The sequence below is a fragment of the Novosphingobium sp. NDB2Meth1 genome, assembly GCF_900117425.1.
Classification (GTDB): domain Bacteria; phylum Pseudomonadota; class Alphaproteobacteria; order Sphingomonadales; family Sphingomonadaceae; genus Novosphingobium.
Genome location: NZ_FPEH01000011.1, coordinates 514885 through 536218, shown reverse-complemented (window position 1 = coordinate 536218; position 21334 = coordinate 514885). Strand labels below are relative to the sequence as shown.

Annotated in this window: 20 protein-coding genes; 4 read left to right on the top strand and 16 right to left on the bottom strand. The window is 68.4% G+C overall.

Annotated elements, in window-relative coordinates; all coding sequences use genetic code 11:
• The first annotated feature begins 3 nt into the window (after positions 1–3).
• Positions 4–1296, top strand: coding sequence for a hypothetical protein (locus NDB2M1_RS02845; RefSeq protein WP_143146595.1), 1293 nt, complete (start codon positions 4–6; stop codon positions 1294–1296).
• On the opposite strand, the gene NDB2M1_RS02840 is transcribed toward NDB2M1_RS02845, so the two are convergent.
• The 12 genes from NDB2M1_RS02840 to NDB2M1_RS02785 form a co-directional block, all read right to left on the bottom strand.
• The gene (locus tag NDB2M1_RS02840) at positions 1250–2107 is read right to left on the bottom strand and encodes a type II secretion system minor pseudopilin (protein ID WP_072379339.1); all 858 of its coding nucleotides are present in this window, start codon (positions 2105–2107) and stop codon (positions 1250–1252) included. The two genes, NDB2M1_RS02845 and NDB2M1_RS02840, sit on opposite strands and share 47 nt — an antisense overlap.
• Positions 2104–4164 (bottom strand): type II secretion system secretin GspD, encoded by a 2061-nt coding sequence (gene gspD, locus NDB2M1_RS02835; RefSeq protein ID WP_171955304.1) that lies wholly within the window; start codon positions 4162–4164, stop codon positions 2104–2106. The genes NDB2M1_RS02840 and gspD overlap by 4 nt, the downstream gene beginning before the upstream one ends.
• Positions 4157–4684 (bottom strand): hypothetical protein, encoded by a 528-nt coding sequence (locus NDB2M1_RS22535; RefSeq protein ID WP_072379334.1) that lies wholly within the window; start codon positions 4682–4684, stop codon positions 4157–4159. The genes gspD and NDB2M1_RS22535 overlap by 8 nt, the downstream gene beginning before the upstream one ends.
• On the bottom strand, positions 4650–5195 hold the full coding sequence (gene gspM, locus NDB2M1_RS02825; protein ID WP_072379332.1) for a type II secretion system protein GspM: 546 nt from the start codon (positions 5193–5195) through the stop codon (positions 4650–4652). The genes NDB2M1_RS22535 and gspM overlap by 35 nt, the downstream gene beginning before the upstream one ends.
• The gene (locus NDB2M1_RS02820; RefSeq protein ID WP_072379330.1) at positions 5192–6202 is read right to left on the bottom strand and encodes a PilN domain-containing protein; all 1011 of its coding nucleotides are present in this window, start codon (positions 6200–6202) and stop codon (positions 5192–5194) included. Before NDB2M1_RS02820 ends, gspM begins: the two co-directional genes overlap by 4 nt.
• Complete coding sequence (locus NDB2M1_RS02815; RefSeq protein WP_072379328.1) at positions 6199–6885, bottom strand: PulJ/GspJ family protein; 687 nt, start codon at positions 6883–6885, stop codon at positions 6199–6201. The genes NDB2M1_RS02820 and NDB2M1_RS02815 overlap by 4 nt, the downstream gene beginning before the upstream one ends.
• Positions 6882–7253, bottom strand: a complete 372-nt coding sequence (locus NDB2M1_RS02810; protein ID WP_072379326.1) for a prepilin-type N-terminal cleavage/methylation domain-containing protein — start codon at positions 7251–7253, stop codon at positions 6882–6884. Before NDB2M1_RS02810 ends, NDB2M1_RS02815 begins: the two co-directional genes overlap by 4 nt.
• A 3-nt stretch (positions 7254–7256) precedes the next feature.
• A complete protein-coding gene (locus NDB2M1_RS02805; protein WP_072379324.1) occupies positions 7257–7679 on the bottom strand; it encodes a type II secretion system protein in 423 nt (140 codons plus the stop codon).
• Positions 7680–7682: 3 nt separating this feature from the next.
• Positions 7683–8111, bottom strand: a complete 429-nt coding sequence (gspG, locus tag NDB2M1_RS02800; RefSeq protein ID WP_072379322.1) for a type II secretion system major pseudopilin GspG — start codon at positions 8109–8111, stop codon at positions 7683–7685.
• Positions 8108–9313, bottom strand: a complete 1206-nt coding sequence (locus NDB2M1_RS02795) for a type II secretion system F family protein (RefSeq protein ID WP_072379320.1) — start codon at positions 9311–9313, stop codon at positions 8108–8110. The genes gspG and NDB2M1_RS02795 overlap by 4 nt, the downstream gene beginning before the upstream one ends.
• Before the next feature lie 5 nt (positions 9314–9318).
• Positions 9319–10998 (bottom strand): GspE/PulE family protein, encoded by a 1680-nt coding sequence (locus tag NDB2M1_RS02790; RefSeq protein ID WP_072379318.1) that lies wholly within the window; start codon positions 10996–10998, stop codon positions 9319–9321.
• Between the two features lie 419 nt (positions 10999–11417).
• Positions 11418–12122: a DsbA family protein gene (locus NDB2M1_RS02785; protein WP_072379316.1), complete on the bottom strand. Its 705-nt coding sequence runs from the start codon at positions 12120–12122 to the stop codon at positions 11418–11420.
• A 128-nt stretch (positions 12123–12250) separates the two neighbouring features.
• Between NDB2M1_RS02785 and modA the strand changes: the two genes are divergently transcribed.
• The 3 genes from modA to NDB2M1_RS02770 are packed head-to-tail and all read left to right on the top strand — an operon-like array spanning position 12251 to position 14372.
• Positions 12251–13045 (top strand): molybdate ABC transporter substrate-binding protein, encoded by a 795-nt coding sequence (gene modA, locus NDB2M1_RS02780; RefSeq protein WP_083554612.1) that lies wholly within the window; start codon positions 12251–12253, stop codon positions 13043–13045.
• Positions 13046–13066: 21 nt separating this feature from the next.
• Positions 13067–13756: a molybdate ABC transporter permease subunit gene (modB, locus tag NDB2M1_RS02775; protein ID WP_143146594.1), complete on the top strand. Its 690-nt coding sequence runs from the start codon at positions 13067–13069 to the stop codon at positions 13754–13756.
• On the top strand, positions 13746–14372 hold the full coding sequence (locus tag NDB2M1_RS02770) for an ATP-binding cassette domain-containing protein (protein ID WP_072379312.1): 627 nt from the start codon (positions 13746–13748) through the stop codon (positions 14370–14372). Before modB ends, NDB2M1_RS02770 begins: the two co-directional genes overlap by 11 nt.
• On the opposite strand, the gene NDB2M1_RS02765 is transcribed toward NDB2M1_RS02770, so the two are convergent.
• From NDB2M1_RS02765 to NDB2M1_RS02750, 4 genes are all read right to left on the bottom strand, one after another.
• Positions 14369–16348 (bottom strand): potassium transporter Kup, encoded by a 1980-nt coding sequence (locus NDB2M1_RS02765; protein ID WP_083554611.1) that lies wholly within the window; start codon positions 16346–16348, stop codon positions 14369–14371. The genes NDB2M1_RS02770 and NDB2M1_RS02765 overlap by 4 nt on opposite strands.
• Positions 16349–16415: 67 nt before the next feature.
• Positions 16416–18167, bottom strand: a complete 1752-nt coding sequence (locus NDB2M1_RS02760; RefSeq protein WP_253185747.1) for a TolC family protein — start codon at positions 18165–18167, stop codon at positions 16416–16418.
• Between the two features lie 11 nt (positions 18168–18178).
• Complete coding sequence (locus NDB2M1_RS02755; RefSeq protein WP_072379308.1) at positions 18179–19528, bottom strand: HlyD family type I secretion periplasmic adaptor subunit; 1350 nt, start codon at positions 19526–19528, stop codon at positions 18179–18181.
• Positions 19525–21249: a type I secretion system permease/ATPase gene (locus tag NDB2M1_RS02750; RefSeq protein ID WP_231624904.1), complete on the bottom strand. Its 1725-nt coding sequence runs from the start codon at positions 21247–21249 to the stop codon at positions 19525–19527. Before NDB2M1_RS02750 ends, NDB2M1_RS02755 begins: the two co-directional genes overlap by 4 nt.
• Positions 21250–21334 lie beyond the last annotated feature (85 nt).

The following is a 21334-nucleotide window of genomic DNA, read 5'->3' as shown; positions in this document are numbered from 1 at the left end:
GGCATGAACCAGCACAGCACCAGCACCTTTGGCCGCGGGTGGATCCCCATGGAGCGGGATATCGGCCTCCCCGATGATCAGGATCCCTTCGCGCACCGCCGGGCGGGGCGCGGCCCGGTCCTGAGCGCGGACGGGCTGACCGAATATGTCTACGATGACGAGGCTTACGGCACCTCTCCCTTCCCGCCTGCGGGAGGGGTCGGGGGTGGGCGGAATGCGGGCGCTGCGTTTGACCGCGCCCACCCCAACCCCTCCCGCAAGCGGGAGGGGCTATTCATGTCCCAGCCCTTCACTCTCGCGCGGCGGGTGCGGTTTCTGCATATCCTGGCCACCAGCGGCAATGTCCGCCGCGCTTGCGAGGTGGTCGGGGTCTCGCCGCAGTCGGCCTATGTCCACAAGCGGCGCGATGCCGCCTTTGCGCATGGCTGGGCGGCGGCGCTGCTGCTCGCGCGCGATGCGGCGGAGGAAATGCTGGCCGAGCGTGCGCTCCACGGTGTGCGCGAGACGATCTTCTACCGGGGCGAGGCGGTCGGCAGCCGGGTGCGCCACGATCCGCGCCTGCTGCTCGCCCATCTCGCCCGGCTCGACCGACATGCCGAGCGCGCCGAGACCGCGCAGGACCCCGCGCCGGGCATCGCCGCGCGCTTCGACGATTACCTCGCCGAGCTGGCCGAGGCCGAGGCGCGTGGCTGCGATCCGGTGTTCGAGCCGCCGATCGACGAATTCGATATGCCCCCGCAGTGGACTCCGGCCCACCCCACCCGCGCCGAAGCCCTGCGCGCCGCGCGCGAGGAGGTGCTCCACGATTTCCCCGGCGATGTCGCCGACCTCACGCCCGAAGCCGTCGCCGGCATCGATCTCGACCAGACCGACAGCGAAGACCTCCTCGACGCCGCACTCGCCAAGGCCCAGCTCACCGCCGAAACCGCCGCTGCGCAGGCCTGGGACGCCGACCACACCGCCCGCCTCGCCACGCTGGAAGCCATCTTCGCGGGGGAGCTGCCTTCAGATCCTCCCCGTTTTCGTGAAGCACAAATGGCCGAAGACCCTTCAGATCCTCTCCATTCTTGCGAAGCACAAATGGCCAAAGACCCTTCCAATCCTCCCCATTTTTGCGAAGCACAAATGGGGAGGGGGACCGTCCGCGAAGCGGATGGTGGAGGGGTAACCAGCGCCGCCCCTCCCATCGAAACCAAGTCCCGCCCGTTCCCCCTGAACCCCGTCAACCCCGTCAACTTCAACCCCGCCTTCACGCCCCCCAGCGCAGCACATAGGGTTGGCGTGCGCGTCCTGTGATCTGCACCACCACCCGCCGCTGCGCCTGCGCGCCGCCGGGTCCGCGCGCCACGGCGATCACGGTCACCACGCGGCCGGCCCAGTCCGCCGGGTCCTTGATCGCGAGCGCGGGCCGCTGTCCGGCGATCTCGCGCTGCCGTTCGATCACGTCGACCGCATTGCCGTCGCCGTCGTTCATCACCTGGATCGCCAGCGGGTCGGCATATCGCTTGTCGAACGGGCCGCCGTTCACTTCCACCGTGGCGATGCGCCCGATCCGCTCGACCAGCGCGGGGGTGAAGCCGCGGATGTCGCCCAGTTCCTCGATGCTGAGCGGCGGGCCGTTGCGCGCGGCGTAGCCCCGGCGGCGGTAGTAGCGGGACTCGGCCCCGTCGCGGCGCGGCTCGTCGTCCTGGTCGATCCAGTCGTCGAAGCTGTCGCGCAGCTCGTCCACCTGCCGCTGCGGCAGGCCGAGCGCGGTGGCGAGCCAGCCGACGTTCTCGCCGTCGATGCGGTTGATCATGATCTTGCCCGCCTCGTCCTCGATCCGGATGGCGATGGGCACGCCGCCCAAGCTTGCGGTGTAGGTCCGCCCGTCGATCGCCCACCGCGCGCCGATCCCGGGCCGGGTCAGGTTGGCGAGCGCGATCTGGATGCCCGCGTCCGCCGCGGCGGTGAGGCGGGCGCTGGTGGTCTCGGCCTCCAGCGTATCGAGCCGCGCCGAAGTCGCCGCCGCCGCCCCTGCCGCGAGCGCCGCCATCACGCCGATCCCGGCGACGACGGCCAGCATCGCGTAGCCACGTTCGTGGCGGGGCGGCGGGCGGCGTGTCACGGGATCTTGCCCTTGGTCCTGAACGGCTCGACCGTCTGGATCTTGGCGCGCAGCTCCTCGGTGATCGCGGTGAGGTCGTCGGGGGTGCGCAGCACGTGCGGCTTGATCAGGATGATCAGCTCGGTGCGCTTCTGCGTGTTGTCGTTGTTGCCGAACAGCAGCCCGCCCAGCACCGGCACCCGGCTGAGGATCGGCAGGCCGTTCTTGCCGAAGCTCTTGCTGTCGCGGAACAACCCGCCCAGCGCGATGACCTGCCCGTCCTGCACCGAGACGGTGGTGGCGACGCGGCGGGTGGTGATGGTGGGCGAATTGGCGACGCCGGTCCGGGTCGTCTGCACGTCGCTCACTTCCTGGCTGACGTCGAGCAGCACCCCCCCGCTGGCGTTGACGCGGGGGGTGATCTTGAGGATCACGCCGGTATCCCGGTACTCGACGGTGTTGGCGGAAAGCAGGTTGCCCGTGCTCGCCCCGCCGCCCAGCGGTGTCACCTGCTGCGCCAGCACCGGCACCTGGTCGCCCACCTGCAGCGCGGCGGTCTGGTTGTTGAGCACCATCAGCTTGGGCGCCGAGACGACCTTGACGGTCGTGCGCTGCTCGAGCGCGTTGAGCGTCGCGCTGATGTCGTTGCTGTTGGAGTAGAAATAGGAGAAGCCCGGAAACACCCGCGTCGGCGATGACGTGCTGCCTTCGCCCAGCGCGAAGTTCGATTGGCCGGTCTGGAAGTTCCACTGCACCCCGTAGCGCAGCGCGTCGTTGAGCCCGACTTCGGTGATCGCCGCCTCGATCATCACCTGCACCGGCGGCACATCGAGCTTGCGCAGCGCGTCCTCGAGGATCGCGTAGTCATGTGCCGAGCCGAACACGACGACGGCGTTGTTGAGCTCGTCCGCCGAGATGCGCACCTTGAGGCCGGAGCTGCCGGTGTCCGCCGCGCTTGCGGTCGGCGGCGGGGGCGGCGGCGGAAGCGGGGGCTGGCGGCCCGGTCCTGGCTGCTCCGACGTGCCGCTGCTGCGCGGCTCGGGGGCGAAGGGATCGGAGTTGTCAGACGAGGCGGTGCCGCCGCCGATGCCGAAGGTGGTGTTGATCGTCTTGACCAGATCGCGCGCCCGGCTGTTCTGGACCCGGTAGATGTAGAGCCGCGCCTCGTTGCTGGTGCCTTCGCGGTCGAGCACTTCGACCCAGCGGCGCACATCCTCAAGGTACTGCTTCTGCGCGCTGATCGCGATGACGCCGTTGATCTTGTCCATCCCGATCAGCCGCACCAGCCCCCGCGTCGGCGCGTCGGGCGCGTTGATCAGCTTGTCGAGCTCGGGCACGATCAGGCGGCTGTCGAGGTGCTGGGGGACGTAGAGCGCAAAGGACATCGCGCGCAGCCAGTTGACGTCGAACTGGTCGATCACCTTGTGCACCGCCTTGCGCTGGGCTTCGGTGCCGGCGATCACAAGCGCGTTCTGGGTGGTGTCCAGCGACTGCACCGCGCCAGGCACGACGGTATCGAGCAGGCGCCGCAGCTCGTCGGCATTGGCGTATTGCAGCCGCACCGTCTCGCTGCCGAAGCCGCGGTCGGCGAGGAATTCGGTGCCGCGCGCTTTGGCCGCGTCGACCGTCTGGATGCGGTAGCCGGTGCCTTCCCAGACCATCGCGAGGTTCGCTTTGCGGAGCGAGGCCTCGAACAGATCGAGCAGCTGCTGGCGGCTGACCGGGCCGGCGGTCGTCAGGCCCACATCGACATCGCCCTCGACGCTGACGGTATAGGGAATGCGCAGCGTGTCACGCAGCACGATCTGGGCGAGTGTGCGCACGTCGGCGCTGGGGATGGTGAACTCGATGTTGCCCTTCGGCCCGCTGCGGGTGCTCTCGGCGGCGGGAAGCCCGGGCGCGGGCTGGGTGCCGCCGACGAGCGCGGTCGTCACGCCTTCCGGGCGGACGACGGGTGCGGGCGGGGCGGGGGGCAGGGCGCGTTCGACCGGCTGCACTGCCTTGGGCGCGCAGCCGGCAACGCTGGCCAGCGCGAGGGCCGAGAGAGCGGCCACGGGGATCGTCTTGGGCTTATTCACTGATCGTCTCGCTCTCGCTGGAGGCCGGTTCACTGGCGCCGAAGGCGATGCGCCGGGATGTGCCGTTCTTGAGGAAGCGGGCGCCGTCCGCCTCGATCCGGAGCAGGCGCCAGCCGCGATAGCTTGTGCCCGCCGCCATGCGCAGCACGCGGCCGTTCTCATCGCGCAGCAGCAGCGCCTGCACGCGACCGATTTGCGCGCTGCCCAGAACATAGGTGCCGTCGAGCGGGCCGACCCGGTCCTGCGGTACCAGGCTGACGGAAGTATCCACCTGCGCGCCAAGGACCCGCAGCGGCGAGAACAGCGAGACGCGGCCCGCAAGGTCCGGCGCGGCGACATCGGCTATCGCTGGCAGGCGGCGGTCCGGCGCGCGCCAGACGCCGAGCGCGGGCGGCACCGCTTCGCCCTGTGGCAGGCCAAGCTGCAGTGCCGCGCCCGCCAGCAGGACCAGCGCGAGCCCGGCGGGCAGCAGCGCACCGTTCGCCTTATCGGGCCGGTACGAAAGGAGCCGTTGCTTCAAGTCTGACATCGAGCAGATCCGATTTGGGATTGGTCAGGGCGTCTTCGGCGACGACGGTCAGGCCATCGACCGCGAGTGTGGGTTTCATCCTATTGAGGCGGGCGAGCAGGCCCGCGAGCTGGGTGTGACTGAGCCGCACCTCGAGCGCGGCGCGCGCCCAGCCTTCATCGGCGGGGGGGGCTTCGGAGGTCTTCACGTCGCCGCCCGCCGCGAGGGCCGCCGCCTCGATCCGATCGCGCAAGGCCTCGCCCGCCTCGTCGGCATCGGGGGCCGCCATGAACAGCGCGCGCATTTCGCCCACCTGCCGCTCGGCCTCGGCCTGCAGGGCGCTCAGCGAACCGATGCGCTTCTCGTTCGCATGGAACGTCTGCACCAGCGCGTCCCGCCGCGCGGCGCGCTCGGTAAAGCCAGCTACAAGCGGGCCGATCACCACGGCCAGCACCAGCGAGACTGCCAGCACGAGGATCAGCACGGCGACAAGCTTGCGCTCGCGGGGCGAAAGCGACCTCATTCGCCGTCCCTCCCGCGCGGGGTGAGCACGATATCGAAGGGGCGCCCGGTCTCGCTCTGCGCTTCAGCCTCGGCGCGATTGGCGCGCACGCTGGCGAAGAGGCCCGAGGCCTTGAGCGCGGCGACGACATTGACCCCCGGCGCCGCATAGCCTGCCAGATGCACGGCCTTGCCATCCCATTCGAAGCGCTGGATCCAGGCCTTGTCCGGCAGCACGGTGCCGACCTTGGCCATCAGCCGCAGCGGCTGACCTGCGGTGCGCTTGGCATTGAGCGCCTGCACGATCCGCCCGTTGCCGATCACCCGGTCCTCGATGCGCCGGACGGCCATGAGTGCGGGGGCCTGTGAATCGACAAGCGCCTGCAGGCGGTCCACCTGCTGCTGATCGCGCAGCACTGCCGTGCCGATATTGGCAAGCAGCAGCACGGCCACCACAGCCCACCAGAACCGTGCGACAGCGGGACGCGGGGGCAGCAGGCCAGCCTCGCGCATCGCCGGTGCCAGATCGAAATCGGTCCGCTCGCCCGCTGCATCGAGCGGACCGATGTGCGCGGGGACGACGCCTGCCGCCTGTGCGGCCTCGGCAATCTCGCGCGCGCGGATGATCGCAAGTGCGCCGACTTGCACGCGCACCATGTCAGCCCCGCTGCCGGCTGTGTCGGCAGGCCCCAGCGTGCGGATGCCGATTACCACGCTCTCCGCTGGGACGGGCATGATCCTGTCGGCATCGAGCGCGATCAGCGCCGCGAGATCGGCTTGCGGCAGGCGCGGCAGGGTGAGCGTGCGCACGAGGCACAGTTCGGGCGGGATCACCAGCGTATCGACGCCCTTGCGGCTGGCCGCGATCACGGCGCCCTGCTCGTAGCGGTGCCATGCGGTGAGGCCACTGCTCCTGACCACGCCCGCCGGGAGCAGCTCCGCCAGTTCGTGCAGCCACCAGTCGAAACCGCCGCGCGCAAGCCGCGCCAGCGTCGTCATGTCCGAATTGAGCAGTTCGGAGAGGTTCATGGCGTCTCTGCGCAGTCGAAAGTCTTCCGGCCGCCCTGACAGCCGAGGCGCACCCCGCTGAGCGGCCGCACCATCAGCACCGGCCATGGGCGCGCATCGCCCTTGGCGAAGGCGAGGCGGATGCGCACCAGCTTGGGCGGCTGCGCGCGGGCCTGCCAGCGGCTCTGCCACGCGTCGCGTCCGGTGATCCGGTCGGTGCCGTAGTAGGCGATGTCGAGCCGCTCGACGCCGTCCAGCAGCGGGGCTGCATTCCACCCATCCACCGACGAGGCACCGAGATCGCGGCCCGCCAGCAGCGGCATAGTATACAGAACAAGTTCGCCACGCGGAGTTCGGCGCAAGCGCAGCGCCTGCAACTGGTGCGCGCCATCCGCAGCGAAACCGGGTGCGGTGAAGGTCAGCTCTTCGGGGTAGCCGACCAATGCGATCGTATCGCCCAGCCCGCGCGGATCGACTTGCGTGCGCATCTGTTCGAGCCGCGCGCGCAGCACGGTCTGCACGGAAACGACCTGTTCGAGTGCTGTGGACTGCCGCTGTGCGGAGCCGTCGAGCCGGGCGATCAGGTTCACAACGCCTGCGATCAGGGCCGAGATCATGCCGAACAGCGCGAGCGCGACCAGCATTTCGGCGAGCGTGAAGCCGGCGTCGTGCCGGGCGCGGCGGGGGAGGGCAGCGGCGCTCATTGCCGGGCTTTCAGCGAGGTGAGCCGGGCGAGGGTGCGGCCAGAGGCGGCATCGCTGACTTCGACGCGCACCGTCCGCAGCGCGAGGCCATCCGCCGCCGCCTCCGTATAGGCTTCGCTGGTGATCGCCCAGGCGAGGCGGCCATCGGTGCCGCGCGCCGGGATCGGTGAGCCGGGGCCCGGCACGCTTGCTGCCGCCAGCACCGAGCGCGCCAGCAGGAGCGCCTGCCGCTGATCGGCGGCGACGGTAGCGGTGCGCCCCATCTGCCAGACCGTGTCGTATACCAGCGCCGCCATCAGCGCCGCGATGGCCAGCGCCACCAGCGCTTCGACGAGCAGGAAACCGCGCTCTGTGGGACCTGGTTGCATCGCCTAGACCCCCTTTCCGGCGCCGACACGCGGGATGTCGAAGGTGGTCTGCGCGCGGCCGGTGCCGAGCGTGAGCTGCCCGCCGGTCGAGCTGCCATCGGGGTAGAACTGGATCGACCGGGGCTTCAGCGACAGCGGCTGAGTGGTCGAAACGGCGATCCGGCGCGTACCGGCGATCACCAGCCCCGAGGCGTCTGTGCTCAGTGCCACCGGAACCCCGCTGCGCATGGCGGCAGAACGGGCCGCCGCCAGGCCCGCCGCGACCTGTTCGCGAAGCAGGCGCTGTTGCATGGCCCCGCGCGCCGTCTCGATCCGGGGATAGAGCAGCCCCGCGATCAATCCGGTGATCGCCAGCACCACGAGCATCTCGAGCAGCGTGAAGCCGCGCTCGACAAGTGGGGGAAGGGAGGGAGCGGCGCGGTGCATGGCTTACCAGTTGCCGTGATCCTTGGCCTCGCCGCTGCCGCCTTCGGCATTGTCGGAACCCAGCGTGTAGACGTCGACTTCGCCGTGCTTGCCGGGAACGGCATAGCGATAGGGATTGCCCCAGGGGTCGGTCAGCGCCGCCGCATTGGGCAGGTAAGGCCCGCGCCAGTCGGCCATGCCCGGCGGCTGGGTGACGAGCGCCTGCAGCCCCTCCTGCGCGCTGGGATAGCGCCCGGCATCGAGCCGCAGCAGCTTGAGCGCGGCATCGACGTTCTTGACCTGCACCGCCGCCGTCTCGCTGCGCGAGCTGCCGAGATACTTGATCACTTGCGGCCCGACGATGGCCGCGAGCAGGCCGAGAATGGCCAGCACCACCAGCAGTTCGAGCAGGGTGAAGCCGTTGCGGACGGGGAGACTTTTCCGGATTTTCATTGGGCCACCGCCAGATCGTTGAAGCCGAGAATGGCTGAGAGAATCGAGGCGACAATCGCCGCGACCAGCGCACCGAGCGAGACGACGACAACCGGCGTCGCGATGGCGATCACGCGCTCCAGTTGCATCTTCACCTCGCGGTCGAGCACCGTGCCCAGCCGCGCGAGCATCGGGCCGAGCTGCGAGGTTTCCTCGCCAGTGCGGATGAAGCTGAGTGCCATGGCGGGGAGCACCTGACGTTCGGCCAGCGGCGCAGCCAGGCCGCCGCCTTGCCGGACTATGTCGGTCACTTCGCCAAGGCCCGCATTGATGTGGCGGTTGGCGACCGTGCGGCGGGCAAGCGCCAGCGCGCTGGGCAGCGGCACGCCGCCATCGATCAGCGCACCGAGGCTGCGGGCGAAGCGCACCGTCTCGATATTGCGGACAAGTGCGCCGATCTGCGGGACTTTGAGCATGGTGCGGTCGAGCCAGACTTTGCCGCCTTGTCGGGCGAGCGCGGCGCGAGCTGCGAGGACAACGGCTACAAGCGCGGCGAGGATCAACAGGCCATGTTCGCGCACGAACCGGCTGGCGCCCATCACCGCGAGCGAGGCGGCGGGGAGCTTGCCGGGCGGGGCGGAGGCGAACAGCGCCTCGAACTGGGGGACGACGAACAGGAGCATGAGCAGGATCACGCCGATGGCGATCACGCAGAGGATGAGCGGATAGGTCATCGCGGAGGTGATCTGGCGGCGCTGTTCGTCGGCTTGCTCCAGCATGCCAGCAAGCCGGGCGAGCGCCTCGCCGAGCTTGCCGTTGGCCTCGCCCGCTTCGGTCATTGCCGGGGCGAGGCCGGGGAAGAGATCGGGGTGGGTGGCGAGCGCGGCGGAGAGGGGCTTGCCCTCGCGCACCGCGGCCAGCACATCGGCAAGGCGCGCGCGCAGCGGGGGATGGGTGACGTTGTCGACCGCGATGGCCAGCGCGCGGTCGAGCGGGAGACCCGCCTGCAGCAGCACACCGAGTTCGGCAAAGACATTGGTGACGAAGCGGGCGGGTGTCTTGCCCCGGCGCGCGGTGGTTGTGGATGTGGGTTCGGCGACTTCGATCGGGCGCATGCCGGACTTGCGCAAGGTGGCGATGGCGTCGGCACGGCCCGACGCCTCGATCTGGCCCGAGACGGCGGCGCCATTGGCGGCAAGCGCGCGGTACTGGAAGGTCGTCACGCCGCTCAGTCCTCGCTCGCCACGCGCAGCACTTCCTCGAGCGCGGTGAGGCCAAGGCGGGCCTTGGTGATGCCGTCCGCGCGCAAGCTGCCCGAGCCGGCACGGGCGGCGGCCTCGGCTATGGCGCGGGTGTCGGCGCGGGCGAGGATCAGGGCGCCGAGTTCGCGGTCGATGCGGATGAACTCGAACACGGCCATGCGCCCGGCATAGCCCGAGCCCTTGCACTGCGGGCAGCCGACGGGGTGGTAAAAGGTGTGGCGCTCATGCGGCGCGGCGGCGATGCCGAGCCGGTCCAGCAGCGCCGGGTCCGCCTCATAGGGCTCTCGGCAATGCGGGCAGAGCCGCCGTACCAGCCGCTGCGCGAGGACGCCGGTCAGCACCGAGGACAGCAGGAACGGTTCCACCCCCATGTCGAGCAGGCGGGTGACCGCGCCGGCTGCGGTGTTGGTGTGCAAGGTCGAGAGGATCATGTGGCCGGTGAGCGCGGCCTGTACCGCGATCTGCGCGGTCTCGGTATCGCGGATCTCGCCGACCATCATCACGTCCGGGTCCTGCCGCAGGAAGGACCGCAGGGCGCTGGAGAAGCTGTAGCCGATGGCGGGGTTGATCTGGCTCTGCACGACGCCGGGGAGGCGGTATTCGATCGGGTCCTCGATCGTCATCAGCTTGCGCTCGCGCGCGTTGAGGTGCGCGAGCGCGGCATAGAGCGTTGTGGTCTTGCCCGAACCGGTCGGCCCGGTGACGAGCATGATGCCATGCGGCTGGGCAAGCGCGGCGAGGAACTGCGCGGCAAGCGCTGCATCGAAGCCCAATGCAGCGGGATCGAGCGCGAGGTTGGCGCGGTCGAGGATGCGCATGACGACGCTTTCGCCGTGGATCGAGGGAGCGGTGGCGACACGCAGGTCGATCTCGTGGCCGCGCACGGTGAGGCGCAGGCGGCCATCCTGCGGCAGGCGGCGCTCGGCGATGTTGAGCCCGGCCATGACCTTGATGCGGCTGACCACCGGCGCGCGCATGGCGGGGGGCTTGGCGGGCATGTCGCGCAGCACGCCGTCGATGCGGAAGCGGACGGCGAGGCGGTCCTCGGTCGGTTCGAGATGGATGTCCGAGGCGCGGGCATCGACGGCATCGGCGATGAGGCGGTTGACCGCGCGGATCACCGGCGCGTCGCTGACGAGATCCTTGAGCCGTTCGAGATCGCCTTCGTCGACTTCGTCTTCCACTTCGGTCGGGATGGCGTCGCTGCGGTAGAGCCGGTCGATGGCGGCATCGATATCGCCCCCGCGCGCGACACGCGGCTCGACGCGGCGACCGGTGGCGAAGGCGATGCCGTCCACCGCCTCGCGGTCGAGCGGGTTGGCCATGGCGACGACGACCGCGCCGTCTTCGATGGACAGCGGCAAAGCCCGGCGATCACGCAGGAAGGGGGCGGAGACTTCGGGCACAGCGGCGGTCTCGGCCGGGAACTGGGCCGGCTCGACCAGCGGCAAGCCGAGCGCGTGGGCGAGGGCATCGGCGAGCGCAGCCTCCGAAATCAGGCCCAGCCGCGTGACGATCTTGTCGAGCGTTTCGCCCGTCTCGCCCTCGACCAGCCGCGCGCGGGCGAGCGCTTCCTCCGGCATCCCGGCCTCACGCCGCAGGATGGCCACGAGCGCGACAGAGGGATCGTCGACAGGGTTGCGCATGCCAGGTACTATCATCGCGAGTGGTAAAGGAATTGCCCGGATTTTCCACTCGCCAATGGCCCTCTCGCAGCCGCCGCGAGTGTCTTCTCCATCCCCACCTCGCCCCCCTCGTTGCCGGGTAGCCGGCGCTGTTTCGCGTTGAAACGCAGCGGAAAACGCGGCCTACGTGCTATGTTTACGCCAAGCCGGAGCGCGGCGCGACTCTTTATGTGACCGTAGTTTGACGGATACCCACGTCGCCACGCATCAGACTTTTGCAAAATGCGCATCATTTATTGCGGAGTAGATGCGCGCAAGGCGCTACGAATTCATCCTGTATTAAGGGCTGGGCAGGTAATAGAAATGCATCACTTCCCTGTCGGTAGTGAAGGTTACATCCCAATCCTGGCGGCGGCAGCTTCGGCTTCCGCCGCCGTTTTTCAATCCGCCCCTCGCGCGCCGAGCGTGCGGATCGCGCGGTTGAATTCCTCCAGCGGGATGGCGCCCTCGGTCATGGCCACCCTGCCGGTGCGATTGTCGCGCACGACGATGGCGGGCGTTCCGGTCACTCCTGCGACATTGGCTGCGTTGAATTCCTGTCCGAGCGCCTCGACCGTGCCCGGCGCGTGGACGCAGCCATCGAGCGCGGCGAGGTCGGCGACGCCGGCGGCCTTGGCCAAGGCTTCCACCGTGATCCCGGGCTTTTCCGGAAGACCGGCACCATTGGTGCGGGTCAGTTCCATGTAGCGGTCGAGGAAGCGGTAATAGGCGGGGGCCGATGTCTGCTGGCCGATGCACCGTGCCGTCGCCGCCGCGATCAGGGCAGGGCGCCCATGCATCGGCAAGGGCAGGAGGCGCACCGCCAGATTGACCCGGCCGCCGCTTGCATCGACCACCTTTTCCGGCGTGCGCCCCAACTCCTTGCAATAAGGGCACTCCGGATCGAGCCAGACGATCACGCTGAAATCGCTGGCAGGCTGGCCGTAGACCGGCTCGCGCGCTGCGTCGACCGGCGTGACCGGACCGGCGCCATGCCAGATGGATTGCGCATCACTATCGGCGGCGACGGCTGGTGCAGCGGCGCAGACGGCAAGGGCGGCACCTGCCAGCAGCGGACGAAGCAGGGGATGTCGGAGAAAGTTCATCGGCGCGCCTTCGGCTGAAACGGTGGCAAGGGTATGACAGCGTGAGGATCGCCGACCGTGCGCAGCATAAGCAGCCAATTCGCGCTAGGCAATTTGTGCGAGGACTGTATATCACGGGATATAGCTTGATGGAGCCCGCCTTGCTGTTCCCGTTCCGCCATGTTCGGCATTGTGTCGTGTTCTGCATTCTCTTGTTTGCGGCGATCGCATCGCCAGCGCACGCGCAGGCGCGCGGGCCGCTCGTGCTGGCGGCGGCGAGCTTGCAGGAAGCGCTGACGGCGGCGGCAGACAGCTGGACGAAGAAGGGGCATCCGAGGCCAGTCCTGTCGTTCGCGGCGTCCTCCGCACTTGCCCGGCAGATCGCGGCAAAGGCCCCGGCAGACTTGTTCTTTTCGGCCGATCAGGAGTGGATGGACTACCTCGCCGGTCGCAATCTGATCGTCTCGGCCACGCGTGTCGACCTTCTCGCCAACCGGCTCGTATTCGTCGCGCCGGTCCGCAGCCGGGTGAGCCTGGTGGTACGGCCCGCCTTTCCGCTGGCTGAAGCACTGGGTGGCGGGCGGCTGGCGCTGGCCGATCCCGATGCGGTGCCCGCGGGTCGCTATGCCAAGGAAGCGCTGACCCGGCTCAAGGTCTGGCCGAGCGTGGAGGGCAATATCGCGCGGGCAGAGAACGTGCGCGCCGCCCTGGCACTTGTCTCGCGCGGTGCCGCTCCGCTGGGTATCGTCTATGCAACCGATGCGCGGGCGGACAGCTCGGTGCGTGTCGCGGGGTGGATTCCGGCGAGCACGCATTGGCCGATCGTTTACCCGGTTGCCCGCCTCGCCGCTTCGTCCAATCCGGAAGCGGAGAGCTTCCGCCGCTTCATCGTATCGGCGGAAGGCAAGGCGATCTTCCGCCAATACGGCTTCGGTACGCGCTGAGCGGACGCCTTGGCAATGGGCATGAGCGCCGAGGAATGGGGCATCGTCGTGCTCTCGCTGCAAGTGAGCCTGGCCGCGATTGCCGGCGCGCTGCCGGTGGCGTTCTGCCTCGCGTGGGTGCTCGCGCGGATGCGCTTTCCCGGCAAGATCCTGCTCGACGGGCTTGTCCACCTGCCGCTGGTACTGCCGCCGGTGGTGATCGGCTGGCTGCTGCTGATCGCCTTCGCGCCGGAGGGGCCGGGCGGGCGCTTCCTTGCCTTGTTCGGCGTCAGCGTGCTGTTCCGCTGGACCGGCGCTGCCATCGCCGCTGCCGTGATGGCGCTTCCACTGATGGTGCGCGCAATCCGGCTCAGTCTTGAGGCGGTCGATCCCCGGCTGGAGCAGGCCGCGCGCACGCTGGGAGCGGGGCCCTGGCGCACGTTCGCGACGATCACGCTGCCGCTCGCCGCGCCGGGTGTGCTGGCAGGCGCAGTGCTCGGCTTTGCGCGCTCGCTGGGCGAGTTCGGCGCGACGATCACGTTCGTCTCCAATATCCCGGAGGAGACCCGCACCTTGCCGCTGGCGATTTACGCAGCGCTCCAGCTGCCGGGCGGGGACAGCGCGGTGTGGCGGCTGGCGCTGATGGCGGTGACCTTGTCGCTGGCGGCGCTCGTGGCGTCGGAGACGCTGAGCCGGGCTTCGGGCAGCGGCAGGGGCGGCCATGTCCTTTGAGATCGACCTGACCCTGCGGCGCGGCGAGCGGACGATTGCCTGCCGCCTTTCCGCGCCTGCCGGGATTACCGCACTCGTCGGCGCTTCCGGGGTGGGCAAGTCGAGCGTGCTGGAGGCGATTGCCGGCCTGCTGCGGCCCGAGGCGGGCCGGATCGCGGTGGGCGGCGAAGTGCTGTTCGACAGCGCTGCGGGCGTGAACCTTGCGCCCGAGCAGCGCGCCTGCGGCATGGTGTTTCAGGATCTGCGCCTGTTTCCCCACCGCCGGGTGCGCGACAACCTGCTTTACGGGCACCGGCTCGCGCCGCCCGAACGCCGCTTCCTGAGCCTCGATGAGGCGGCTGCCTTCCTCGATATCGCGCCGCTGCTGGACCGCCGCCCGCGCACGCTGTCCGGCGGGGAGGCGCAGCGTGTGGCCATCGGTCGAGCGCTGCTGGCGGGTCCGCGCTTCCTGCTGATGGACGAGCCGCTGACCGCGCTCGATGATGCGCGGCGCGAGGCGATCATCGCGGTGATCCTGCGCATCCGGGCCGAACTGGCGCTGCCGATCCTGCTGGTGAGCCACGACCGCGGCGACGTCGCGCGGCTGGCGGATACGGTGGTGGAGCTGCGAGCCTAGATCTCCAGCTGGCTGCCCAGCTCGATCACGCGGTTGGTCGGCAGGCGGAAGAACACCATCGCGCTTTCGGCGTTGCGCACCATCCATGCGAAGAGCTTTTCGCGCCAGATCGCCATGCCGGGCCGCTTGGAGGCGATCAGCGTCTGGCGGGCGAGGAAGTAGCTCGTTTCCATCGGCTTGAACGCGCCACCCGCGCGGGTTTCCGCGCCCAGTTCGGCGGGTACGTCGGCCTCGTCCATGAAGCCGATGCGGATGATCATGCGGTAGAAACCGTGGCCGAGGTCTTCCACTTCGCGGCGCTTTTCGGGAGGTACGTGGGGCACGTTCTGCGTCTCCACCGTCAGCACCACCACCCGGTCATGCAGGATGTGGTTGTGCTTGAGGTTGTGCAGCAGCGCGGGCGGAATGCCTTCGGCGTTGGAGGCAAGGAACACCGAGGTGCCCGCCACGCGCCGCACTTTCTGGCAGACGGAACCCAGGAAGATGTCGAACGGCATGGAATCCTCGGCAAGCCGGTCGCGCATGATCCTGCGGCCGGTCGACCAGGTGCTGAGAATCGTGAAAATGATGCAGGCGCCGACCAGCGGGAACCAGCCGCCATCGGGGATCTTGGTCATGTTCGAGGTGAAGTAGGCACCATCGATCAGCAGGAACAGGCAGGTGAAGAAGCCCGCCACCAGCGGCGGCCATTTCCATACCTGGAACACCAGCACGCCGAACATGCACGAGGTGATGAACATCGTGCCCGTGTTGGCAATGCCATAGGCCGAGGCGAGGTTGCCCGAAGTGCGGAAGCCGATCACCAGCATGACCACCAGCGCGAGCAGGGCCCAGTTGATCAGCGGCACATAGATCTGTCCCGCCGCGGTAGCGCTCGTGTGGCGGATGCGGATGCGGGGAAGATAGCCAAGCTGGACGGCCTGCTGCGACACCGAAAAGGCCCCCGAGATCACGGCCTGGCTGGCAATCACCGTCGCCGCCGTCGCAAGCAGCACCAGCGGCAGACGGAGGCCTTCCGGCGCGAGCAGGAAGAAGGGGTTCACCACCGTTTCGGGCCGGTTCATGATCATTGCCGCCTGCCCGAGGTAGTTGAGCAGCAGGCAGGGAAACGCGAAGCCGAGCCAGGCCGTGGTGATTGCAGGGCGGCCGAAGTGGCCCATATCCGCATAAAGCGCTTCCGCCCCGGTCACCGCCAGCACGATCGAGCCGAGCGCGAGGTAAGCCATCAATGGATCGTGTGCGAAGAAGCGGAAGCCATGGAGGGGGTTGAGCGCCCAGAGAATCTCCGGCGCCTCCATGATGCCGATTACGCCCAGCACCGCGATGGTCAGAAAATAGAACATCATCACCGGCCCGAACAGCTTGCCCATGGTTGCCGTCCCGCGGGACTGGATGGCAAACAGGCCGAACAGGATCGCGATCGATATCGGCAGCACCAGATGCTCGAAGCCAGGATGCACCACGGTGAGCCCCTCGACCGCCGAAAGCACCGAGACCGCCGGGGTGATCATGGCATCCCCGAAAAACAGCGCCGTCGCAGTGAGGCCGAACAGGGCCATTACATATGTCCAGCGCTGGCTCGGCAGGCAGCGGCTGACCAGCGCAAGCAGCGCGAGGCTGCCGCCTTCGCCCTTGTTGTCAGCGCGCAGCACCATGAAGAGGTACTTGACCGTCACGATCAGGATCATCGTCCAGAACACGATGCTGAGCACGCCGAACACGTGGGTCTGGTCCACCTTCAGCAAGTGGTGGCCGACAAACGTTTCCTTGAACGAGTAAAGCGGCGAGGTGCCGATATCGCCGAACACCACGCCGATCGCGCCGACAGCGAGCGTGGCAAGACTTTCCTTCTGATGGCCGTGGCCTGTGTGGTGGGACTCGGAAGGAGGCGCCGCCGCTTCGCTGCTGGAAACAGAGCTGTGGTCGGCGGCCGTGCCGTCTGGCGGCACGCCATCCTGAGTCGCGTTTCGGTCCATCGGCGCGCCGCTACTCCTGCCGGGGGTTCCTTGCGAGAACTATTTTGTGGCCCCCGCCGGGCATGGCCTACTTCGGCGGATCGGCAGGGGGCGGGGCCGGGGCGACCAGCTTGTCTGCCGGGACGATCACGACCGGTGCGGCGGTGCGCTCGCCGGTTGGATCGCGCACCGGGCGGGTGGCGGTGCTGCCGATCGCGCCGGCATTCTCGAACGCGCGCAGGATCGGGGTGGCAAGCGGCACATCGCCGTTGTGCCGGACCTTGCGCAAGTGCCGCTCGGCGTCATAGCGCGCGGCATCGGGCATCAGCCACGCCTGCTCGAGCGCGCCCGCCGCCGCAAGCACGCGGGCCTTGGCGACATAGGCGTTGGCGATGGCGGTGTTCGAATTGCTGCGCGCCAGCAGCAGTTCGCGCGCGAGATCGAGCACATCGAGCGTGGTGATCAGCCCGGCACGCTGCTGCAGCACCGCGCCTTCATAGGCCTTGCGCGCGGAATCTTCGGCCGAGCGGAAGCTGGCGATCGCGGCCTGCTGGGCCTGCCAGTCGTTCCATGCGGCGGCAAGCGTGGCGCGGTTTTCGCGAAGGGACGCATCGAGCAGGCGCCAATCAGCGTCGTTCGCGGCCATCGCCTCGCTCACCCGCGCCTTGCGCAGGCCGCTTTCGAAGATCGGCCCGGAAATGATGAACTGCCCCCGCAGATCGCGCTGCCTCAGATCGTCGGTATAGGCGCTTTGCGATCCGTAGCTGGCGCTGCCCTGGAAATCGATGCGCGGCAGGAGATCCGACTTCGCCGCTGCGACACTGGCCCGCGAGACCTTCTCGCGCGCCTGCGCGGCGAGTACGATCGGGCTGTGCAGCTCCGCATAGGCGTAGGCTTCCTCGAGCTGGACAACCGGCAACTGGAGCGGATTGGGCGGCACGAGTTCGCCCGCGGGCACGCCGACCATGCGCAGGAACGCGGCCTCGCTCGAGGCGGCATCGCGCTGCGCGTTGTAGACTTGCGCCTGACCCAGCGACACGCGTGTGGCAATCTGCTGCACATCGGTCGCAGTCACTTCGCGCACCGCGAGCCGCGACTTGTTGTCATCGAGCTGGCGCTGCAGCGCGGCGAGGTTGTCCTTGGCGATTTGCACCGCCGCCCGATCGCGCAGCACGCCGATATAGGTGGCGATGGCATCGAGCAGGGCCTGCTGCTCGGTCGAGCGCAAGACCTGGCGCTGGAATTCGAGCTGCGCCTGCGAGTTGCGCTCCTGCGCGGCATTGCGGCCGAAGGTGAACAGCGGCTGGTTGAGAATGGCCGAGGCTGTCGTGGTCCAGCCGGACAGGTTGAGCGGCGGGCCGCGACGCTGGTCGAAACGGTCGCTCTGGAAGGTCGTGGCGAGGCTGTAGGTGAGCCGCGGCCCGTAGTTCGCCCGCGCCTGCGCGATGCGGTAGTCGAAGCTGCGCACCGTCGCGCGCTGGGCGAGCAGCGTCGGCGAGGTCCAGTAGGCCAACCGCAGCGCGTCGGTAAGCGACGTCACCGGTGTGCCCGAAGCCGCGAGTTCCGCGACATCGGCCGGGGTTCCCTCCGGCAGCTCGGGGCGCACGGCGATGCGGTCGGTTACGTCAGCGGTGTTGTCATCCGCGTCGGCACGATAATCGCCGGGATCGCGCCCGCTGTCCGGATCTTCGGTGCCATAGCTGCTCGCCGAGGCGCCGGTATCGGGCGGGCCCTGAACCGGACGCGCCATCGGGAGTTCTTGCGCAAAAGCCGGGTTCAGCACGGCACAGGCCGCCGAGGCAGCGAGCAGCACAGCGCGAATGTACAGTCGAGGGGCCATTGTCACGCCGCTCAATTGTCGCGGAAGGCGCGCATGAACTGGTCCATGAACGGCTTCGTGAGGTAGGAGAGCATCGAACGGTGGCCGGTCTCGATGTAGACTTCCGCCGGCATGCCGCTGCGCAGCGCGAGGCCTTCCTTCTTCACGGCAGCCAGATCGACTTCGATCCGTACCATGTAGAAGGCCTGCCGGGTTTCCGGGGTCTCGCTGCGGTCAGTCGCGACGTAGATCACCTTGCCGAGGATCTCGGGCGTGGTCGGCCGGTTGAACGAGGTGAACAGCACGCGCGCCTTCTGCCCAACCATCGTCTGGTCGATGTCCGCCGGGCTGACCATCGCCTCGACCACGAAGGTATCGCGATCGGGCACGATTTCCATGATCGGCTCGGCCGGCTTCACGACGTCGCCGACGGCAGCGAACGCGATCTTCTCGATGACCCCGGTGTAGGGCGCGCGGATTTCGCTGCGGTCCTGCTGGTCCGATGCGGCAACGCTGCGCAGTTGCTGCTGGTTGAGCGCGGTATTGATCTGCGCGAGGTCGGTGCCGGCCTGCACCCGCCGCGTCTGCGCGAGCTGGATCGACTGCTGCTGCGCTTCGGTGATGCGGGCGCGGGCCTGCGCGATCTGCGCCTGGAGCGAGCCGACGTTGCCGTCGAGATCGACCGCGGTGCGCTCCAGCTGGTTGAGCCGGTTGATCGTGACGAGCTGCTTGTCCCATAGGTCCTTCACGCCCAGCCGCTCGGGCTCGATCAGCCGGCGCTGCTCCTTGAGCGCGGCGATCTGCGATTCCAGCCCGCGGATCTCCTCGTTGTATTGCTGCACCCGCGCGGCGAGCTGCGCGCGCAGCCCCGCTTCTTCGGTCTGGCGGATCGAGAAGAGGCGGCTCTCGTCAGCCATGGCCTTGGCAGCACTGGGGTTCTTCGAATTGACCAGCTCCGCCGGGAAGACCAGTCGGCCCGAACCGAGCCGCTCTGCTTCGAGCCGCGCCTTCTGCGCCAGCAGCTGTTCGACGGTGAGGTTGGAGTACGTCGCGTCGGCACCGGTCACCCGGTCGTCGAGCCGCATCAGCAGCTGACCTTGCGTGACGTGCTCGCCATTGTGCACATAGATCGCCTTGATCACGCCGCCGGTGGGGTGGGCGATGCGCTTCACGCGCGATTCCATGCCGACCGAGCCGCCGCCGATCACCGCACCGCCCATCGGGATCAGCGCGGCGAGCAGGAGCAGCACGATGAACAGGCCGCCGATAGTGTAGGTCAGTCGCTTGAGCAGGACCGGCGACTTTGCCTTGTCCGCCCCTTCCTCTGCGAACACCGGCAGAAGCTGGCGCGCGGGATCAGGAATGGTGGTGGGCATGTTCATGCTGTGGCTTCCCTGGCCGGATTGCTGCTGGCTTCGGCGCTGACCTGGCCCGGCGCGTTCTGCGCCTGCATGCGTTGCAGCACTTCATCGCGCGGGCCGAAGTCCATCAGTCGTCCGGTGTTGATGACTGCGAGGTGGGTCGCGGGGCCCAGCGTGGCGGGGCGGTGCGTGATCATGATGACAATGCCGCCGCGCGCGCGCATGCCGGCAATGGCATTGGCCAGTGCCGCGTCACCGGCCGCATCGAGGTTGGAATTGGCCTCGTCGAGCACGAGCAGGAACGGATCGCCATAGAGCGCGCGGGCAAGGCCGATGCGCTGGCGCTGTCCCGCGGAAAGCTCGACCGCGCCGGCGGAAACGGGTGTCTCATAGCCGTCGGGGAGGGCGAGGATCACCTCGTGCATCCCGGCAGCCTTGGCCGCCGCCATGATCCCCTCGGACGTCGCATCGGGATCGAACCGTGCGATGTTCTGGCCGATCGTGCCGTCGACGAGGTCCACCGTCTGCGGAACATAGCCGAAATAGCTGCCGAGCGTTTCCTGATCCCACTGGTCGAGCGTTGCGCCGTCGAGCCGCACTTCGCCGCGGTTTGGCTTCCAGATGCCGAGGATCGCGCGCACCAGCGTGGTCTTGCCCGCTGCGCTCGGCCCGATCACGGCGAGCACCTGCCCCGGCGTGAGGTTGAACGAGACGCCCGAGAGCGTGAAGCGCTGCGTGCCCGGCGGCGCGACCCAGATATCGCGCACCGAAAGCTCGCTTGAAGGGCGGTCCAGCACGACACCGCGCGCGGCGGGCTTGCGGAAAGTGGCGACGGCCTGCGTGATGCGGCCCCAGCCCATGCGCGCGGCGACGAGGCTTTTCCAGGTGGCGATCGCCTGATCGACCGGCGCGAGTGCGCGGCCCGAAAGCACCGAGGAGGCAAGGATCACGCCGCCGCTTGCCTTGCCGTCGATCACCAGCAGCGCGCCGACCGAGAGGATCAGCGACTGCAGCAGCATGCGGAATGCCTTGCTCGCGCCGCCGAGCCGGGTGACCGTGCGCGAGAGGTAGGACTGCGCTTCGATGAAATTGCCTTCCCACCCTGCCGTGCGCGCCACCAGCCGTTCCTGCATGCCCATCGCGTAAGCGCTTTCGGCAAAGCGGATTTCGGACAGGGCAGCAGCGGAGCGGCGGCCGGTGATGTTGGCAAGCTCGCGCGAACCGGCATTGGTGCGCCGGTTGGAGATGATGGCGATCCCGGCCATGACGAACACACCGGCCAGTGCGGTGACGCCCAGCCACCAGTGCAGTGCGAACAGCACGATCATGAACATGATCACCCACGGCAGGTCGATCAGTGCAATCGGACCTTGCCCTGCAAGGAAAGTGTGAATGGAATCGAGATCGCGCGTGAACTGCAGGCCGTCGCCCTTGTCCGCGCCTGCGCGCAAGGGGCGGGTGACCGTGGCATAATGCACGGCTTCGAACAGATCGTCGTGAACCCCGTTGGCTATGCCCAGCAGAGCCTCGCCCCGGATTGCCTCGAACACCGACTGGAACACGTAGACCAGCAGCAGCATGCCAAACAGGCCGATCAGCGTCGGCACGCTGCGGCTGGGCAAGACGGAATCGTAAACGAGCAGCATGTAGGCCGAGCCGGCGAAAACCAGCACGTTGAGCATCACGCTGGCCACGGCGACCAGAACAATGCCGCCGCGATAACGCGCTGCAAAAAGCCGCATGAATTGTCTGTCTACGCTCATAGTCCCCCTGCCGTCTTGCGGCTAACCTGATACAACTGCATCGTGCAAGCGCACTTGCATCCCC

Coding starts and splice junctions, on each gene's coding strand:
- NDB2M1_RS02845 (WP_143146595.1), top strand. CDS start 4: ATGAACCAGCACAGCACCAGCACCTTTGGCCGCGGGTGGATCCCCATG.
- gspM (WP_072379332.1), bottom strand. CDS start 5,195: ATGAGGTCGCTTTCGCCCCGCGAGCGCAAGCTTGTCGCCGTGCTGATC.
- NDB2M1_RS02820 (WP_072379330.1), bottom strand. CDS start 6,202: ATGAACCTCTCCGAACTGCTCAATTCGGACATGACGACGCTGGCGCGG.
- NDB2M1_RS02815 (WP_072379328.1), bottom strand. CDS start 6,885: ATGAGCGCCGCTGCCCTCCCCCGCCGCGCCCGGCACGACGCCGGCTTC.
- NDB2M1_RS02810 (WP_072379326.1), bottom strand. CDS start 7,253: ATGCAACCAGGTCCCACAGAGCGCGGTTTCCTGCTCGTCGAAGCGCTG.
- NDB2M1_RS02805 (WP_072379324.1), bottom strand. CDS start 7,679: ATGCACCGCGCCGCTCCCTCCCTTCCCCCACTTGTCGAGCGCGGCTTC.
- gspG (WP_072379322.1), bottom strand. CDS start 8,111: ATGAAAATCCGGAAAAGTCTCCCCGTCCGCAACGGCTTCACCCTGCTC.
- NDB2M1_RS02790 (WP_072379318.1), bottom strand. CDS start 10,998: ATGCGCAACCCTGTCGACGATCCCTCTGTCGCGCTCGTGGCCATCCTG.
- NDB2M1_RS02785 (WP_072379316.1), bottom strand. CDS start 12,122: ATGAACTTTCTCCGACATCCCCTGCTTCGTCCGCTGCTGGCAGGTGCC.
- modA (WP_083554612.1), top strand. CDS start 12,251: ATGGAGCCCGCCTTGCTGTTCCCGTTCCGCCATGTTCGGCATTGTGTC.
- modB (WP_143146594.1), top strand. CDS start 13,067: ATGAGCGCCGAGGAATGGGGCATCGTCGTGCTCTCGCTGCAAGTGAGC.
- NDB2M1_RS02770 (WP_072379312.1), top strand. CDS start 13,746: ATGTCCTTTGAGATCGACCTGACCCTGCGGCGCGGCGAGCGGACGATT.
- NDB2M1_RS02765 (WP_083554611.1), bottom strand. CDS start 16,348: ATGGACCGAAACGCGACTCAGGATGGCGTGCCGCCAGACGGCACGGCC.
- NDB2M1_RS02760 (WP_253185747.1), bottom strand. CDS start 18,167: ATGGCCCCTCGACTGTACATTCGCGCTGTGCTGCTCGCTGCCTCGGCG.
- NDB2M1_RS02755 (WP_072379308.1), bottom strand. CDS start 19,528: ATGAACATGCCCACCACCATTCCTGATCCCGCGCGCCAGCTTCTGCCG.
- NDB2M1_RS02750 (WP_231624904.1), bottom strand. CDS start 21,249: ATGCGGCTTTTTGCAGCGCGTTATCGCGGCGGCATTGTTCTGGTCGCC.